Origin of the sequence: Pseudomonas sp. GL-RE-26, assembly GCF_019956275.1 — a bacterium.
In the GTDB taxonomy this organism is placed as follows: Bacteria; Pseudomonadota; Gammaproteobacteria; order Pseudomonadales; family Pseudomonadaceae; genus Aquipseudomonas; species Aquipseudomonas grandcourensis.
Genome location: NZ_JAHBDI010000084.1, coordinates 13,612 through 31,237, shown reverse-complemented (window position 1 = coordinate 31,237; position 17,626 = coordinate 13,612). Strand labels below are relative to the sequence as shown.

Annotated in this window: 14 protein-coding genes; 11 read left to right on the top strand and 3 right to left on the bottom strand. The window is 59.5% G+C overall.

Annotated features, from left to right (window positions below; genetic code table 11):
• The first annotated feature begins 186 nt into the window (after positions 1–186).
• The 7 genes from KGB07_RS28710 (at position 187) to KGB07_RS28680 (ending at position 6,594) form a co-directional block, all read left to right on the top strand.
• Entirely contained in the window at positions 187–1,167 is a 981-nt protein-coding gene (locus KGB07_RS28710; RefSeq protein ID WP_046040234.1) for a quinone oxidoreductase family protein, read from the top strand.
• A gap of 13 nt (positions 1,168–1,180) precedes the next feature.
• Positions 1,181–2,029 carry a TauD/TfdA dioxygenase family protein gene (locus KGB07_RS28705; protein WP_223467404.1) on the top strand — a complete coding sequence of 283 codons (849 nt, stop codon included), beginning with the start codon at positions 1,181–1,183 and terminating at the stop codon, positions 2,027–2,029.
• 99 nt (positions 2,030–2,128) lie between these two features.
• On the top strand, positions 2,129–3,181 hold the full coding sequence (locus KGB07_RS28700; protein WP_046040235.1) for a 3-keto-5-aminohexanoate cleavage protein: 1,053 nt from the start codon (positions 2,129–2,131) through the stop codon (positions 3,179–3,181).
• Positions 3,182–3,273: 92 nt separating this feature from the next.
• Positions 3,274–4,605, top strand: coding sequence for an MFS transporter (locus KGB07_RS28695; RefSeq protein WP_046040237.1), 1,332 nt, complete (start codon positions 3,274–3,276; stop codon positions 4,603–4,605).
• Positions 4,602–5,264, top strand: coding sequence for a DsbA family oxidoreductase (locus tag KGB07_RS28690; RefSeq protein ID WP_046040238.1), 663 nt, complete (start codon positions 4,602–4,604; stop codon positions 5,262–5,264). The genes KGB07_RS28695 and KGB07_RS28690 overlap by 4 nt, the downstream gene beginning before the upstream one ends.
• Positions 5,261–5,587 carry a Rieske (2Fe-2S) protein gene (locus KGB07_RS28685; RefSeq protein ID WP_046040240.1) on the top strand — a complete coding sequence of 109 codons (327 nt, stop codon included), beginning with the start codon at positions 5,261–5,263 and terminating at the stop codon, positions 5,585–5,587. Before KGB07_RS28690 ends, KGB07_RS28685 begins: the two co-directional genes overlap by 4 nt.
• Entirely contained in the window at positions 5,584–6,594 is a 1,011-nt protein-coding gene (locus KGB07_RS28680; RefSeq protein ID WP_223467403.1) for a YeiH family protein, read from the top strand. Before KGB07_RS28685 ends, KGB07_RS28680 begins: the two co-directional genes overlap by 4 nt.
• Positions 6,595–6,793: 199 nt before the next feature.
• Here the strand turns inward: KGB07_RS28680 and KGB07_RS28675 are convergent, their stop codons facing one another.
• The 3 genes from KGB07_RS28675 to KGB07_RS28665 all read right to left on the bottom strand — a co-directional run bounded on the left by KGB07_RS28675 (position 6,794) and on the right by KGB07_RS28665 (position 11,928).
• On the bottom strand, positions 6,794–7,579 hold the full coding sequence (locus KGB07_RS28675; RefSeq protein ID WP_223467401.1) for a hypothetical protein: 786 nt from the start codon (positions 7,577–7,579) through the stop codon (positions 6,794–6,796).
• Positions 7,580–7,616: 37 nt separating this feature from the next.
• Entirely contained in the window at positions 7,617–10,352 is a 2,736-nt protein-coding gene (locus KGB07_RS28670) for a hypothetical protein (RefSeq protein WP_223467399.1), read from the bottom strand.
• 520 nt (positions 10,353–10,872) lie between these two features.
• The gene (locus KGB07_RS28665; RefSeq protein ID WP_223467397.1) at positions 10,873–11,928 is read right to left on the bottom strand and encodes an AraC family transcriptional regulator; all 1,056 of its coding nucleotides are present in this window, start codon (positions 11,926–11,928) and stop codon (positions 10,873–10,875) included.
• 355 nt (positions 11,929–12,283) lie between these two features.
• Between KGB07_RS28665 and KGB07_RS28660 the strand changes: the two genes are divergently transcribed.
• The 4 genes from KGB07_RS28660 to KGB07_RS28645 all read left to right on the top strand — a co-directional run bounded on the left by KGB07_RS28660 (position 12,284) and on the right by KGB07_RS28645 (position 17,625).
• Entirely contained in the window at positions 12,284–12,850 is a 567-nt protein-coding gene (locus KGB07_RS28660; protein ID WP_223467395.1) for an RBBP9/YdeN family alpha/beta hydrolase, read from the top strand.
• Positions 12,851–12,974: 124 nt separating this feature from the next.
• Complete coding sequence (locus KGB07_RS28655) at positions 12,975–14,978, top strand: DUF1302 domain-containing protein (RefSeq protein ID WP_223467393.1); 2,004 nt, start codon at positions 12,975–12,977, stop codon at positions 14,976–14,978.
• Between the two features lie 41 nt (positions 14,979–15,019).
• Positions 15,020–16,378, top strand: a complete 1,359-nt coding sequence (locus KGB07_RS28650) for a DUF1329 domain-containing protein (RefSeq protein ID WP_223467391.1) — start codon at positions 15,020–15,022, stop codon at positions 16,376–16,378.
• A 155-nt stretch (positions 16,379–16,533) separates the two neighbouring features.
• A complete protein-coding gene (locus tag KGB07_RS28645) occupies positions 16,534–17,625 on the top strand; it encodes a WD40/YVTN/BNR-like repeat-containing protein (RefSeq protein ID WP_046040249.1) in 1,092 nt (363 codons plus the stop codon).
• The last annotated feature ends 1 nt before the right edge of the window (position 17,626 follow it).

The window sequence follows — 17,626 nt, the reverse complement described above, 5'->3', positions numbered from 1 at the left end:
GGGCGTGGAAGCGGGCGATGATAGCGCAGGTGACGGCGGGACCGGCTAGACGATCCCGTTTCTGCCTGTCACCAAATGAAAAGCCATTGTCGTCTGATGAGAAGCGTCTCAACAGGCCTCGTCCTACAGTCCAATCAGCGCAATTCGATGCAACACGCCCATATTGCAGATTGGAGAATAAGAAAAATGGCCAAAGCCGTACGCTTCTACGAAACCGGTGGTCCCGAAGTTCTACGTTATGAGGACGTCGAAGTCGGCGAACCCGGTCCGGGTCAGGTTCGCCTTCGTCATGTGGCGGTTGGCCTGAACTATGCCGACACCTATTTCCGTAACGGTACCTACCCGATTCCGATGCCCAACGGCATGGGCGTCGAGGCCTCTGGCGTAGTCCAGGCCGTTGGTGAAGGGGTCACCAACGTCGAAGTCGGTGATCGCGTCACCTACACCGGTTTCCTCAACACCCTCGGCGCCTACAGCACCGAGCGCCTGATCCCGGCCGCGCCGCTGATCAAGCTGCCGGAAACCATCAGTTTCGAAACGGCCGCCGCGATGACCATGCGTGGCCTGACGTCTTCGTACCTGATGCGCCGCATCTACGACTTCAAGCCGGGCGACAGCATCCTGTTGCATGCCGCCGCTGGCGGTGTCGGCCTGATCGTTTCGCAGTGGGCCAAACTGCTGGGCCTGAACGTGATCGGCACGGTTTCGACCGAGCAAAAGGCGGAAATCGCCCGGGCTCACGGTTGCGACCATACGATCAATTACAGCCATGAAGACGTCGCCGCTCGCGTTCGCGAATTGACCGACGGTGTGGGCGTCAACGTGGTGTTCGACAGCGTTGGCAAGAATACCTTCATGGGTTCGCTGGATTCGTTGAAGCCCCGTGGCCTGATGGTCTGCGTGGGTACTGCATCCGGTCCGATCCCTGCTTTCGACCCTGTGATGCTAGCGATGAAAGGCTCGCTGTTCCTGACCCGTCCGGCCCTGGCCAACTACATCAGCGACCCGGCCGAAAAAGCCGCCCTGGCCGGTGAGTTGTTCGACCATGTCGGCAGCGGCCGGATCAAGATCGAGATCAACCAGCACTACGCCTTGCAGGATGCCGTGCAGGCCCATCGCGACCTTGAATCTCGCAAGACTACCGGCTCGTCGATTTTCGTCGTTTAAGGAGCGGCCAGCCATGAAAGTCGAACAATTGACCTGCAGCATTGGTGCCGAACTGATCGGCGTCAACCTGGCCGACGCGGTGCATGACGACGGTCTGTTTGCCGAGATTCGTGCCCAGTTGCTCAAGCACTGCGTGGTGTTCCTGCGTGACCAGGACATCACCCGCGCCGAGCACGTGGCCTTCGCCCGGCGCTTCGGCGAGCTGGAAGATCATCCGGTGGCCGGCAGTGATCCGGATCATCCGGGGCTGGTGCGGATCTACAAGAATCCGGACCAGCCGATGGACCGCTACGAAAACGCCTGGCACACCGATGCTACCTGGCGTGAAGCACCGCCGATGGGCTGCGTGCTGCGTTGCGTGGAATGCCCGCCAGTGGGCGGCGACACCATGTGGACCAACATGGTCCAGGCCTATGCGAACTTGCCGGAAGACGTAAAGGTCAAGATCGCCGACCTGCGTGCCCGCCACAGCATCGAAGCGAGCTTCGGTGCCGCCATGCCGATTGAAAAACGCCTGGCGCTCAAGGCGATGTACCCGGACGCCGAACACCCGGTGGTGCGCACCCATCCGGAAACCGGCGAGAAGGTGCTGTTCGTCAACGCCTTCACCACCCACTTCAGCAACTACCACACCCCCGAGCGGGTGCGTTTCGGCCAGGACGCCAACCCCGGCGCCGGCGAGTTGCTGCGTTACCTGATCAGCCAGGCGTACATCCCTGAGTATCAGGTGCGCTGGCGCTGGAAGCCCAACAGCATCGCCATCTGGGACAACCGCAGTACCCAGCATTACGCCGTCATGGATTACCCGCCGTGCCATCGCAAGATGGAGCGTGCCGGGATTATCGGCGACAAGACGTTCTGATCGAACGCCACCTGCATTCGCACTCGTAAACACGTCTGCCCGGCACGACCCCGGGTGGGCGAGACAATCATAAGAACTGGCATAAGAACTGGAGTAACCATGCAATTTTTCGACGATTCTCTGCACCCGGAAAACATGGAAAAGGTAGTCATTACCGTGGCCCCGTACGGCCCGGAGTGGATGCCTGAAGACTTCCCGGAAGACATCCCGTTGACCATGGATGAGCAAGTCCAGAAAGCGGTCGAATGCTACGAAGCCGGCGCCACCGTGCTGCACCTGCATGTGCGTGAACTGGACGGCAAGGGCTCCAAGCGCCTGTCGAAGTTCAACGAGCTGATCGCCGGTGTGCGTGAAGCCGTGCCAGACATGATCATCCAGGTCGGCGGCTCGATTTCCTTCGCCCCCGAAAGCGATGGTGAAGCGGCCAAGTGGCTGTCCGACGACACTCGCCACATGCTGGCCGAGCTGACGCCGAAACCGGATCAGGTCACGGTCGCGATCAACACCACCCAGATGAACATCATGGAGCTGTTGTATCCGGAGTACCTGAAAGGCACCTCTCTGGACAACCCGTTGATCCACGCCGCCTACAGCGAAATGACCGTACCGGCAGGTCCGGGCTGGGTTGCCGAGCACCTCAAGCGCCTGATGGACAACGGCATCCAGCCACACTTCCAGTTGACCGGCATGCATGCCATGGAAACCCTCGAGCGCCTGGTGCGCCGTGGCGTTTACAAAGGCCCGCTGAACCTGACCTGGATCGGCATCGGCGGCGGTTTCGACGGCCCGAACCCGTTCAACTTCTTCAACTTCATCCACCGCGCGCCGGACGGTTGCACCCTGACATCCGAGTCGCTGCTCAAGAACGTCATGCCGTTCAACACCATGTCGATGGCCATGGGCATGCACCCGCGTGTGGGCAATGAAGACACTATCATTGACCACAAGGGCGACCGTTTCGGCTCGGTTGCACAGATCCAGCAAACCGTGCGAATTGCCCATGAACTGGGCCGTGAAATCGCCACCGGCAAAGAAGCCCGCGAGATCTACCGCATCGGCGTGCAGTACGAAACCATCGAAGAAACCCTGTTGGCCAATGGCATGGCCCCCAACCGCAAGGCTGGGCAGAAAGGTACTCCGCAACGCGGTTGACCGAGGGTCGGGACGAGAGGCCGTGACCTCTCGTCCGCCTGACCGTTACACGCTTGATAACAAAAATAAAACAAAGCTCTTGAGGAGGCTGCATGGCCTTTCACCCAATCGCCGCTGACGATGACGACTCCAGCGGAGTCGGCGTTGCGCGCCAATATGCCTGGATCGTCTTTGCCTTGACGTTCGGCCTGTTGATTTCCGATTACATGTCGCGTCAGGTACTGAACGCGGTATTCCCCCTGCTCAAGACTGAGTGGTCGTTGAGCGACGGACAGCTCGGTTTGCTCAGCGGCATCGTTGCCCTGATGGTCGGCCTGCTGACGTTTCCCCTGTCGTTGATGGCCGACCGTTTCGGCCGGGTCAAGAGCCTGGCACTGATGGCGTTCCTGTGGAGCGTGGCGACCCTGGGTTGCGCGCTGGCCCAGGACTACCAGCAGATGTTCATCGCGCGATTCATGGTCGGCGTCGGCGAAGCCGCCTACGGCAGCGTGGGCATCGCGGTGGTGATTTCGGTGTTCCCCAAACACATGCGCGCCACCCTGGCCAGTGCCTTCATGGCTGGCGGGATGTTCGGTTCGGTGTTGGGCATGGCTTTGGGCGGTGCGATTGCCGCCAAGCTGGGCTGGCGCTGGTCGTTCGCCGGCATGTCGCTGTTTGGCCTGTTTCTGGCGGTGCTCTATCCGCTCATCGTCAAGGAAGCGCGCATTGCGCCACAACGTGCCGCGCAGATTGCGAACAAGACGGCCGCGGCGGTCAAGCGCCCACTGCGCACGCTGTGGTCCAGCCGTTCGGTGGTGGCGACCTACATCGGCAGCGGCTTGCAGTTGTTCGTCGGCGGTACGGTGATGGTGTGGATTCCCAGCTACCTCAATCGCTACTACGACATGCCTACCGACAAGGCCGGTGGCATGGCGGCGATCATCGTGTTGTGCAGCGGCGCGGGGATGATCCTGTGCGGCATGCTCAGCGATCGGCTGTGCCGCAACTCGCCGGAGCGCAAGGTCAGCCTGGCCATCGGCTTTTGCCTGGGCAGTTGCCTGTTGCTGTCGGCGGCCTTTGCCTTGCAGGCAGGGCCAGTGCAACTGCTGCTGATCTGCCTGGGCATGCTGATTGCCACCGGTACCACTGGCCCCGCCGGTGCGATGGTCGCCAACCTGACCCATTACTCGGTGCACGGTACGGCGTTCGCCACGCTGACCCTGGCCAACAACATGCTGGGGCTGGCGCCGGGGCCGTTCATCACCGGCCGGGTGTCGGACCTCATCGGTCTGCATGCCGCGTTTCAACTGGTGCCACTGGTCAGCCTCGCGGCGGCAGCGGTGTTCTTTTATGCCAAGTGTCATTACCACAAAGATATTGCCCGCCTTCAGGGTCAGAGCGTGCCTGACCCTGTCAGTGAAGCCGGGATAGAGGTGAAGTTGTGAGTCGTCGTTTACGTATTGATGTGTTTTTCGATTTTATCTGCCCCTGGTGCCTGATCGGCAAACGCCAACTGGAGCATGCGCAGGTGCAGTTTCGCAGTCGCCACCCGGATGTGCAGATCACCACGGTGTGGCATGGCGTGCAGTTGCTGCCCCAGATACCGGTAGAAGGTGAACCTTTCGCCGATTTCTACCGCAAGCGTCTGGGCAATGCTGACGCCGTGGCCATACGTCAGGCCCAGGTCCAGCAGGCGGCTTCGGCAGTCGGGCTGGCCATCGACTTGACCCGCATCGCGACGATGCCCAACACCGCCGACGCCCATCGTTTGCTCGAGCGTGCCAGCACGCTAGGCAATGTTGTCCAGCGTGACGTCTTGCTCGAGCGCCTGTTCGCCGCTTACTTCCAGAAGGGCGAAGACCTCGGCTGCCGTGAGACCTTGCTCGCCATCGCTCGCTCCTGCGGCTTTGATGCAGAGACCATGGCCGATTGCCTGATGGGCGACACCACGCCGTTTGAAGGCTTGCCTGGGGCGAGCAGTGGCGTGCCTAGTTTTCAGTTCGACCGCCGCATGACGGTCGTGGGCGCGCAACCTGCCGAGGCATTGCTCGGGGCCATGAGCCAGGCACTGAAAGAAAGTGATCGCGAGCGGCAGCCAGCATGACCCGGCGCATTCCCGTGCCAGCCGGCAAGCACCCGCAGGCCGGTGGCCGGGCGCTGTTCGAGTTCGAAGACAAAAGCCTGGCGCTGTTCAACGTCGACGGGCAGTTGTTTGCCATTGACGACAGCTGCCCGCACCAAGGCTCCTCGCTTTGCGGAGGGCGTCTTGAAGGCCGGGTGATTCAATGCCTCGCCCATGGTTTGCGCTTCGATTTGCACAGCGGTTACCTGCTCAATTCCAGGCAGGTCAAAGTCACCAACTACCCGGTCGAGATCATCGACGGCCAGGCGTTTATCATCATCGCATCCGAGGAGTCCGCGCCATGAGCGCCATTGCTCTCACCCGTATCCACAGTCGCACGCGCGAACTGGCACCGGGGTTTATCGTCAGTCTGATTGTCGCGGCCGCCGCGTCGTTTCTGTCCGAGCACTACGGTGCGCCGGTCATGCTGTTTGCCTTGCTGCTGGGCATGGCCCTGAATTTTCTCGCCGATGACGGCCCCTGCAAGGCCGGTATCGAGTTCACCGCCCGCACGGTGCTGCGCATCGGCGTGGCACTGCTGGGCATGCGCATTACCCTGGAGCAAATGGCGGCGCTAGGCTGGAAGCCGATAGCGCTGGTGGTGATCCTGGTGGTAGTGACCATCAGCGTGTCTGTGATCGCCGCCAAGGCCCTGGGCTTTCAGCGGCTGTTCGGCATGCTCACCGGTGGCGCGACGGCCATCTGTGGCGCCTCAGCGGCCCTGGCATTGGCAGCGGCGCTGCCGAACCATCCGCAGAAAGAGCGCGCCACACTGTTCACGGTCATTGGCGTATCGGCGTTGTCGACGATGGCGATGATCGTCTATCCGATGATCGCCAACTGGCTGGAGTTGTCACCGCAGGTAGCGGGCGTGTTCCTCGGCGCCACGATCCACGACGTGGCTCAGGTGGTCGGCGCCGGCTACAGCATGTCGACCGAGACCGGCGACACGGCCACGGTGGTCAAGCTGATGCGCGTTGCGATGCTGCTGCCGGTGATCGTCACCGCGGCAATGATCACCCGCATGCAAGGCGCCGACCCGACCGGCAAACGCCCGCCACTGTTGCCGTGGTTCGCCGTCGGCTTTCTGATCCTGGCCTGCATCAACAGCACCGGCTGGATCGCGCCGGCGGTGCAAGGCGGGGTCAATGAGTTGTCGCGCTGGTGCCTGGTGATTTCCATCAGTGCACTGGGCATGAAGACCCGGCTCAGGGAACTGGCAGCGGTCGGTATCAAGCCGATTCTGCTGATGGTCGGGGAGACGGTGTTCCTCGTCGTGCTGGTGCTGCTGTTGCTGCGCTGGGGGCTCTGAACGACGTGTTATGGCAGGGCCACGCGGCGTTGACTCCTCATGCCGTGGGGCTCCAGATCGGTGTCACAAACATCGGTCTTTCGCGGCGACTGCCCCAGCAGTCGCCGTTTTTTTAAGTCTTGGTTGGTTCGTAATATAAAGTTTGTATTTTTGCGTTATTTCAATCGTTCTGGTCAAGCTCGTACAGCAAAGTTAATAACTACTGGTTTTTGATCAATAAAAATTTTTGGCTTTCTCTGTCGAATTTATAATTGTTGGAAATGTCGCTTTTTGTGCTGTAGCAGTTAAGTCGAACCTGAGGTTGGCTTTTTTCGCTCTCTATATTTTGGTATATGCTGGTCATATAAAATCCAAACTCGCAAGTTTGGGATTGAGGGTTAATGGCCTGATCTGTTTTCCCGGTTGTTTTGTTTAGTATGTTTATTTTGTCGATGTAAATTCCATTTTCATTTTTTTTATATATGCCGATAAAGCTATGTGTCGCTGTCTGTCCCCAATAGGGTATTTCTATGCCTTCTTGCCTTTTTATTTTATTTGATTCGCCGTTTAGTGAGTTGCTGTGCTTCAATAGTACCTTGTACGTACTCTCCTTGTATTGCCAAATCCCCTTAAGTCCATCATCGCTTTCTGTCAAAGTAAACGGGCAGGGATGCATTTTATCTTCATTCTCGAGGCCTGCATCGAGTTCATACTCCCAGTCGCTATGAACTTCGCAAAGTTTCATGGTTGTAGGTGTGCGTTGTCCATACAGCGGGATTGGAGCGGAGTATTTGTCATAGTAATAGCTGCCTCTTATGTTGTTGCTGCCAAAGTGTTCATATGTCTGTAGCGAAACATGAACATTGGTCGAGCCTATTTTACCTTCGTAGTTATCAATTACGTACCAGTTTGCATGAGCGCTGACGGATGTCAAAAATAAAGAGATTGTAATGAGTTTAATTTTTTCATTAAAAAATCGTCTTGCGGCTATGGATTTATGCTGCATTCCGTTCAACCCCTCATGGTTGGTAAATAAAGCTTACTCAAGTAATAAGCCATTTTTCGCTCCATATTTTTTTGAAATTTTCTCGTCGCTCAGGATAGCTGGCCGTATGCTTATTGATAATGGCCGTTATTCTATCTACAACATCTTCAGTTGGCCCGCTATCTGCAATGTCATACAAGCAATGCTTCACCCAAAAATACGCTGCAGACCTTACTGCGTATTTGGTCTCTAGAAGTAAATTCGGGTGCTCCTCAAAGTTTGCCGGATCATTGGGCCAGTGTGCTTGATGCCAGCTATGAAACATATTGTAATTGCTTCTTCCTGTCAGTTGTTTTAAACCGCGCCCTCTATACTTCCAGCCATCACCACTAGCGTAACCCCCATTCCCAAGTCTTCCCCCATAGGCATAATTCGCTATTTTTTCGTAATCTGTGCTGGTGATTGGTTCGCCGGCTGCATTAATAGTTTTTTGATTTCTATTCGCATATCCTAAAACAGCAGCCTTTTCAGGTTGATTGCCGAAATAGCCAAACGTCCCAATCAAGCCTTGTTTTGAATAAACAAACGATTCCTCTATGCTTATTTTTGGTCCTGTCTCCTGCATAACTTGCGCCCAAAAGTGGGCGCGTCTGAGCTCAGTGTCAAGCTTGTAAAGCTCGATGTGTTCGTTCAGTTCATCGGCTATTGATTGCATCGTTGGAAGTGCAGACGGACTAACTTTCGAATATATTTTTTTCATCATTTCAATAGTGAAGAGATAGGCAATGCCGCCGATGAAATGTCCTACCATTCCCACCGGATGAAAGTGATACGGCCTCCCCCACGCCGGCAACCCCACTTTCTCCGCCACCTCACTCCACCAACTGATCTGCTCGATCCGCTGCTTCTCCGCCTCCCAATTCCAGTGCGGCGTCGAGCCGCTGTGGCCAAGCAGTTCATCCAGCGCGTCCCACTTCTGCGTCTGGTGAAACCATTCGCTTTCCTTGCGCAGGACCATCTGCGAGATGGCTTGCGCCAGAGCAGGGAGTCGCAGGGCCGCCTGCAGTTCGTCGGCAGTGATCTTGCCGTCGCGGTTGCGGTCGATGATGGCGTACAGGCGATTTTTCATCGGCCCGTGGTTGTTTTTCTCGGCCAGGGGCCGAAAGCGCTCGCGTTGCTCCTCGTTAAAGCGGCCGACAGCACTGAAAAACGACGCCATTTCCTGTCGCGGCGTGCTGTAGTCGAAAATCACCTCATAACCTTCCCACGACCACGGGCTGAGCCACGGGGTGACGTCGACTTCTTCGCACACCCAGCCGTCGAGCAGGTTGTGGTCTGCACCGTGCAGCAGCCCGTCCAGGCGATACCAGTTGCGGGCCTTGCGGTACTCGGTCGCCGGCACGTGGATTTTTCTTTCGGGCGGCAGACCATCCAGGAGGCTTTTGGGGACTAACAGGTCGGCGGCGCTGCGTGGGCTGGCGTCACTCGACGCCTGCAGGCGCGCGCCCGTGACCCATTCTTCATGGGGTACCACCGGCGTGCCCTTGACCAGCTTCATCCAGGTGCACTCTTTCGCCGGCAGGCGCTTGGCCCAGTCTCGACTGGCGTCAAAGAACAGATCGACGTCATCGCCGGTGAACACTTCCAGGTGCAGTTTTTCCTCCGGTCGATCTGCGCCCATGCTCTGGTACTCGCCGAAGTGCCCTATCAAGGCACCCGCCTGGATCGGCACCGGTTGGTCGAGTACCACGATGCGGTCCGTGGCCAGCGGAGCGAACTCGCCTTGCAGCGAGGCAAAGTGCACGTAGAGGTGGACACGCTCCAGCTTGCGGAAATCGCCCTCGCCGCTAACGGTGACGACAGAGCCGGTCGGCAATTTTAAATGGACATCGCTCGTCAGGTTCGGCTCGACGCGAACATTCACCGCCGGTTCCGACGAGGTGATGCGGTACTCGTTGTCCCCGAGGGGGCGCAGCAGCTTGGCGGCGATGTAGCCCGCCAGCGCCCCGTCGTCGGTGATCAGGACATCAGGGCCAAGGCGATTTTCCAGTTTGCGGTAGGCCCCCGTGCCACTAACGGTCACCGGCGCACCCCGCGGCAGGAAGTCGATGATCTTGCCTTCGGAAGGCTGGTGACGCACATTCAGGCCGCGCTGTTCCAGCGAGCCCGGGCGAATGTCCTTGGCGTTTTGCGGGACCCGCAGGGTCGGACTGGCGGGCCAGAAACCGGGGCGCTCGATGGCATCGTTTTGCTCGTACTTCGCCCAATCCTGAAGGTGCATGTACAGGCTGTAGAAGGTCAGGCTGGGCGGTATGTCCGTGCTGCCGACAATCTTCGGCGGCTGCAGGCGATGACGCACCAGCACGAAATTGCGCGAGAACGGTTTGTTGATGGTCATCTCGCCGATGAAATAACGTGTGGTCGGCGCGTGCGTGTCAATGCGGTACGCCACCACTTCACCGTCGGCCAGGCAGCGGACGCTGGATTGATCCAGGGTGCCGGCGGTGCCCCCGTCGAAATGGATACCGCCGTGGAACAGACCGCTGCGACCGATTGGGTAGTATCCGCCGCCGGCCTTGGCCAGGTGGGTCAGCTGCCGCAGCGGGTTGGGGTTGTCCTTGGACGCATCCTTGTCCTTGAACGGATGGCACCAGTTTTTCAGCGGCGGCGGGCTCGCAGGCGTTGGAGGGAGCCGGGTATCGGGCGTCGGCAGGATCGGCGCACGGGGTACCGCAGGCGGCGAGGTCTGTTGAGGCTCGCGTAAGCCAAACAGTCGGGCAAGCAAACTGGCCATGTTGAATGTCGCTCCTTGCTATGCAAACGGGATTGCGCAGGAACGAACTCCGGTCGACATTTCCAGTGATGTTGGGCGTCGGGTGCTGTGCCAACAGTAGCTGTTTGGCCGCTGGTCAGGGGGAGACCCTGGGACTGGAAAAGTCATCCTCGTTCAAGCGCTCGCAAGCTTTAACGAGGGCGACGAGAATGGATGTAGGGGATTTCTGGTAATGGCGTAGGACGCTTCCAAAGTTTGAAAGTTTGGAGTTTTCGGCCCGCCGAAGCATGCGAAAGCCCGCTCGAAGCGATATCAAGTTAGCGCAATGATTGATTCTGCGAGATTTTACAAATCGGGTTCGCTGGCCGCGTCGGTGCGCAGGAGGCAGTTACAGGACTAAACAGCCGAACAAAATCATCAAGCGGGGAGGGGAAGGGCGATAGCGAGTTATTTTTCAGGAAGATCAATAGCGACCTTCCCGATTTTTCGTGAACAATTTTTTTTGCCTGGCACTCAAGGCATTTATGCAGCGCCTGCCTTTTCAGGATTGTTCCTGATCAGACTGCCCCGCAGCATCTGCCTGAAGCTTTGCAGCGCCTGGTTTATGCGTGCTGCGCCACACCGCCGGCGGCATGCCGAACTGGCTGATGAACCAGCGGGTAAACGAACTCGCCATCGAGTAGCCGAGCATGTCGGCAATGCGGCTGAGGGGGTAGTTCGGGTTGTCCAGGTAACGCAGCACCAAGTCGCGGCGTACGTCGTTGATCACGTCGTTGAAGGCGCAACTGTCGTCCTTGAGGCGGCGTTGCAGGGTGCGCACGTTCATGCCCTGGCTCTGGGCGACCTGCTCGATGGTGGCGCGGCCCATGGGCAACAGCAGGTAGATGGCCTTGCGCACCTCGAACAGCATCGAGGCGCCCTCGTGGTTCTGCAGCGAGTCGAGGTAGCCCTGGGCATAGCGGGCCATGGCCGGGTCGGCGTTGGGGTTGGTCATGTCGAGGCTGATGTCAGGGCAGACGATGCCGTTGAACTCGCTGCCGAACTCCAGGTTGCAGCCGAACAGGCGGCGGTGCAGGTGCAGGTTGTCCGGTGGCTGGTGCATGAAGTTGACGCTGTAGGGATGCCAATGCGAGCCCAGCAGGGCCGAGCACAGCCGGAACATCACACCGATGGCCAGCTCCGTGGCCTGACGGCTGGGCATCGGCGTTTCGGTGACCACCTCTTCGCGAATGATCACCATCTTGCCGGCCTCCTCGATGAAGATGGCCAGCGAGTCATTCATCAGGTGTCGGTAATCCACCACGACCTGCAAAGCATCGCGCAGGGTGCGCTGGTGACTGAGCAGCAGGCTGACCACGCCGAAGTCCGAGAGCTGACGCGACTCGGCCATGCTCAGGCCGAAGGTCTGGCAGCCGCTGGCGGTGGCCGAGTCTTCCAGCAAGCGCACGGCGGCATCGATCTGGATACGGTGTTCAGGGGCTTGCAGTTGGGCCCTGCTCAAGCCGACAGCGGCCAGCACGTCGCGCGGGTTGAAACCCAGGTATTGGGTGACCTCCAGGTAGTTGGTCAAGACGGCGGCGCGAACAAGCTTGGTCATGCAAAGTCTTCCCTGGGCCGATGGCGATTGGCGTGAGCGTGGCGACTATATCCAGCGTATCAACAGTTGAACAGTTGTCATGTCGTTGATGGATTTCATGCTGTCCGGTCACCAATCTTCTACGCTGCATGGAACCACCGGCGCTCATCCGTTGATTACAGTGACCTTGCGCCAACCTGCGGGATTTTTCGACCAGTGGTCGCGCTGTCCTAGTGTCCGACAATTTGTCATCAAAAGAAAAGTGCATGACGTCCAATGTAAAGCGCTTCGGGTGGGCGCTCTTTAATGTCGACCCTACAAAAAGCCCCTGGCGAAAACAGCCAGTCGAGTTATCGAGAAAGCGAAGGTGTTGACCGTGGACAAACTGCAAACAGCCGCCACCATTCTGATCGTTCCGGGTCTGCGCGAGCACGTGGCCGAACATTGGCAAACATTGCTTGCCGCCAGGCTGAGCAACGTGCGCAGTGTTGCGCCGCTGGAGACCGACAAACTCGATTGCATGGCCCGTGTGCGGGCGATTCAACACGAACTCGAACAAATCGACGGCCCTGTGATTCTGGTGGCCCACAGCGCCGGCGTGCTGATGGTCGCGCACTGGGCCGCGCACTACAGCCGTCCGATCAAGGGCGCCTTGCTGGCCGCGCCACCGGACCTCGATGCGGTCTGGCCGGCAAACTATCCGTCTTCCGAAACCCTGCGTAACCAGGGCTGGAATCCACTGCCACAAGGCCCGCTGCCATTTCGCAGCATCGTGGCCGGCAGCACCAATGATCACCTGGCCAGTCTTGCTGCGGTCACCCGCATGGCAGAAGGCTGGGGCGCCGAATTGCTCAATCTGGGCGATGTCGGCCATCTCAATCCGGCCGCAGGATTTGGCCACTGGCAGCAAGCTGAAGCACTCATCCTGGAGCTGGATCGCTAGTACAAGGAGCTGGACTGGCAGTACGCCAACCGGCTTTTGCCCTCATTCCTTAAACGCAAACCCGAAGAGGTTTGTGCGAGGGCGGCTGCGCTTAAAACAAAGACAAAAAGGCGGAGACAACGCAATGCACAACAATAAGAGTCACGGCTTCACCGCTCCACGCTGCACCTTGCTGGCCTCAGCCATTCTCGCGGCAATCGTACCGGTGGCCCATGCGGCCGAGATCGAGATGGGGAATCCGGACTGGAACGTACGCGTGGATAACACCATCAAGTACAACTACGGCGTGCGCACCGAAAGCGCCGACAAGCGCATGTTGGGAACGCCGAACAACAACGACGGCGACTACAACTTCCGCAAGGCCGGTACCAACATCACCAACCGTATCGACCTGTTGACCGAGATGGACGTGGTCTACAAGAACGCCATGGGCTTTCGCGTCAGCGCCGCCAGCTGGTACGACAAGGCCTATGACAACACCGGCTCCAACTCCAACCCGTTCGTCAACGGCAATGGATCGACCTCGGGCCTGATCGCCAACGACCCGCGCCTGGCAGGGGTCACCCATGACAACGTCGGCAACGGCAGCCCGCACCTGAGCAATTATGCCCAGCGCTACTACAGCGGCCCTTCGGGCGAAATCCTCGATGCCTTCGTGTTCTACAGCACCGAAGTGGGCGAGGAGTCGATGTTCAGCGTCAAGGCCGGTCAGCACAACGTGTTCTGGGGCGAGACCATTCTCAACCCGGTGCACTCGGTCAGCTATGGCCAGTCCGGCCTCGACCTGGCCAAGCTTGCCGCGTCGCCGGGCACCGAAGCCAAGGAACTGTTCGTTCCGCGTAACCAGTTGTCGATGTCGTTCACCGTCAATCCCGAGCTGACCGTGGGTGCCCAGTACTTCCTCGATTGGGACGCCGCGCGTCTGCCGGAAGCGGGCACTTATTACGGTGGTTCCGATCTGATCGGCTTTGGTGCGCAATCGTTCCTGCTCGGCAACACCAACGCCGTGGTGCCTGGCAGTCCGCTGGGTTGTGGCCTGGCGCCGTGCAACGCGTTGACCAACGTGCGTCGCGGACATGACCTGACACCGGGCAGCAGCGGCGACTGGGGCATCATGGCCAAGTGGTCACCGGCCTGGCTGGATGGCACCCTCGGCGTTTACTACCGCGAAACCTCGGAAATCCTGCCGCAAGCCTTTCTGGACGCCAGGGGCATTACCTCGGCCAACCCGAACGGCACCCGTCCGGCGGGGCAAGTGCCTGCGGTGATCAACACCCTCAATTCGCTGGACACCGCCACCTATCAACTGGCCTATGCCGACAACATCAAGATCCTTGGCCTGAGCTTGTCCAAGGACGTGGGTGGAATCAGCGTGGGTTCGGACCTGAACATTCGTCACAACATGCCGCTGGCCAGTATCCCGGCGATCGTCAGTACCCGCAGCCCGCTGGGCCTGGGTCAAGGGCTTGGTCTGCTGCCTGCACGTACGGACGCTACCGGTGTGGTCTATGACACCCCGAGCCGTGGCGACAGCATGAGCGCCACCGGTGACACCCTGCACTGGACGCTCAACGGTCTGATGACCCTGCCGAAAACGCCGGTGTTCGATCAGGCCACCGTGCTTGCCGAGCTGTACTACAGCAACCTGCTCAAGCTCGATAGCAAGAACGAAGCGCTCTACAAGGGCAAGGACAGCTATCGCGGTATCGACGCGCCGACCCGTGACAACTGGGGTCTGGCAGTCAACTTCACACCGACCTGGTACCAGGTATTCCCGGGTGTCGACCTCAACGCACCAATGTCCGTCAACGTCGGTCTCGACGGTGTGTCGCCGGTCTCCGGTGGCGGTGCCAAGGACACCGGCAACTATGCCGTGGGCGTGGGCGCCGTTGTGTACAACAAATACTTTGTCGACCTGAAGTACGTGGACTCCTTTGGCCAAACCGACAAGTGCAACACCAGCGGTGTGAGTACCGGCCCAAACGGCGGCGACGGCTCCACCCCGAACGCCTTTAGCGGCAACGAAAACTACGCCTGTTTCGCCGGCGGCTACTCGTCCTTTTCCGGAGGTGGTGCCACGACTGAGGACCGTGGCGCCGTGTACCTGACGATGAAAACTACATTCTGATTCACCACTGATTTGCTCAATGCAAGCAGGAGAATAACAACATGAAATTTGTAAAAACCGTGTTGGCCGCTTCGCTGGCCATGGTCTTCGCCGCTCAGGCACAGGCTGCTGTTTCAACTCAGGAAGCTGCCAAGCTCGGCACCAGCCTGACCATGGTAGGGGCTGAAAAAGCCGGGAACGCTGATGGTTCCATTCCTGCCTACAACGGTGGCTTGACCACTGCGCCGGCCAGCTTCAAGGCCGGCGACAGCATGCGCCCGGACCCGTTTGCCAGTGAAAAGCCGGTACTGGTGATCGACGGCAAGAACGTCGATCAATACAAGGGCCTGCTCACGGCGACCACGGTAGAACTGGCCAAGCGTTTCCCGACGTTCCGTGTCGACGTGTTCCCGACGCACCGCACCGTGTCGCTGCCGCAAGCGATTCTGGATAACGGCGTGAAGAACGCCAGCGGCGCCAAGTCCCTGGAAGGTGGCCTGGCCATCGACAACGTGCTGCCGGGCATTCCGTTCCCGATTCCGCAGTCGGGCAATGAAGCGATGTGGAACTTCCTGTTGCGCTACCAAGGCGTCAGCATCAGCTCCAAGTACGACTCCTGGAACGTCGACTCGGCCGGCGTGGCGAGCCTGGCGACCACCGGGCAAGCGAACATCTCCTACCCGATCTACGAAAACCTCTCGCAGCCGATCAGCAGTTCCGATGTGTACTACCAGATGAAGCTGGCATACACCGGTCCAGCACGCCGGGCCGGCGAGGCGATCATGCTCAAGGATGCCGCCAACCCGTTGCAGCAACCGCGTCGCGCCTGGCAGTACTTGCCGGGGCAGCGTCGAGTCAAGCTGGCTCCGAGCCTGGCCTACGACACGCCTAACCCGGGTACCGCTGGCGCGGGCACCTACGATGACGTGTTCGTGTTCAACGGTGCGCTGGATCGCTACGACTGGAAGCTGGTGGGCAAGCAGGAAATGATCGTGCCTTACAACACCTACAAGCTGACCTACGTGCAGGATCCGAAGTCGCTGACCACTGCCAATCACCTGTCACCGGACTTCGTACGCTGGGAAAAACACCGTGTATGGGTCGTCGAAGGCAACCTCAAGGCCGGTGCTCGTCACATCTACCAGAAGCGCCGCTTCTACCTCGACGAAGACAGCTGGACCGCTTTGGCCTCGGATCAATATGACGCCCGTGGTCAGCTCTATCGCGGTTCCTTCGCCTTCCTGAGCCAGAGCTACGACAAGCAGGTTCCGGACTCCACGCCGTTCATGATCTACGACCTGGTCGGCGGTTCCTACAACATCAACGGTGTAGTCGGCCCTTACGGCGGCATCAAGTACATCGAGCCGCTCTCCAAGGCCCAGTGGTCTTCGGAATCCCTGGCCGGCGCCGGTATTCGCTAAGCCAACCGCGTTGTAGGAGCGAGCAAGCTCGCTCCTACAACGGCATTACCTGCACGGTCCACGGCTCACGAGGCGGTGGAACCGGGTGGGCGCAAGGTTTGAACGTCAGGCACACGGATGTGTGCCCCGGCGCGGTTTTCCGAAGAGGACGCAGTATGTGTTCGTATAAAAATAATATGTTGCAGCTCGCGTTTGGCGTTGTGCTCGGCCTGTCGCAGGGTATCGCCCAGGCGGCCGATTACGTCGATGTGCTGGACCTGCCCGCCAGTGTCAGTGCCTTGGCCATCAACAGCCCGTTGTCCGGCATGACCCGCGCCGGTGGGCGTGTGATTACCGTCGGCCAGCGTGGCCATATTCTGTTTTCCGATGATTCGGGAAACCACTGGCAACAGGCCGCCGTACCGGCCAGTGCCGACCTCACTGCGGTGAATTTTCCGACCACCACCCAAGGCTGGGCGGTGGGTAATGACGGCGTGGTGCTGCATAGCAGCGATGCCGGCGCGACTTGGCGCAAGCAGCTCGACGGTCGTCAGATCGGCGCCTTGCTGGTCAAGCATTACACGGCGCTGGCCAGCGCCGAACCTGGCAATGAGCAATGGCCGCTGCTGGTCGCCGAGGGCCAGAAGCTAGTCGATCAGGGCGCTGACAAACCGCTGCTCGACGTCTGGTTCGCCAACGACAAGACCGGCTATGTGGTCGGTGTATTCAACCTGATCCTGCGCACCGACGATGGTGGTTTGACCTGGACGCCATTCCAGGATCGCACCGACAACCCCCAGGGTTTCCACCTCAATGCCATCGCCTCTACCGGCGACAGCCTGTACATCGCTGGCGAGCAAGGCCTGCTGCTCAAGTGGGACGACAGTGCCCAGCGCTTCAATGCCGTGCCGACGCCTTATCAAGGCAGCTTCTTCGGCGTGCTCGGCAAGCCAGGCGAAGTGCTGATCTACGGCCTGCGCGGCAACGTGTTGCGCAGCACCGACGGCGGCCAGAGCTGGACCGCACTGGACACCGGCCTGCACGTCAGCATCACCGCGGGCCTGATCGACGCCCGTGGCCATTATCGCCTGTTCACCCAGGGCGGGCAGATGCTGGTCAGCCAGGGCACGGGCGCGCAGTTGCATCTGGTGCGGCAACCGGCACCGACCCCGGTCGCCGGTGCCACCCAGTCCGCCGCTGGCGCGTTGGTGGTAGCGGGCAGCCGTGGCGCCCGGACGCTGTCCGTCGATCCAGCCCTCGAACCCTAAG